At 21.2% G+C, this 292-nt stretch carries 1 pseudogene; it reads left to right on the forward strand.

Annotated features, from left to right (window positions below):
• A pseudogene (locus tag ACR6JA_RS22790) lies at positions 1–198 on the forward strand (hypothetical protein); the annotation flags it as partial.
• Positions 199–292 lie beyond the last annotated feature (94 nt).

Below are 292 nucleotides of genomic sequence, written 5' to 3' on the forward strand. Positions count from 1 at the left end.
AAAAACAAAAAAAAAACCCACCCCCCCAAAAAAAAAAAAAAAAAAATATGTAAAAAAAAAAAAAAAGTAAAAAAACACCCCCCCGGAAGGACCCAAAACAAAAAAACAAAAAAACCGCCAAAAAAAAACAAAAGAACCAAAAAATACCAAAAAAAAAAAAATATAAAACCCAACCCGCCCCAAAAAAAACATTTATAAAAAAAAAAAAACCCAACACAAAAATATACAAAAAAAAAAAAAAAAAAACAAAAAAAAAAAAAAAAAAAATTTTAAAAAAACAAAAACAAAAAAA

Source organism: Cedecea sp. B1(4) (assembly GCF_059414925.1).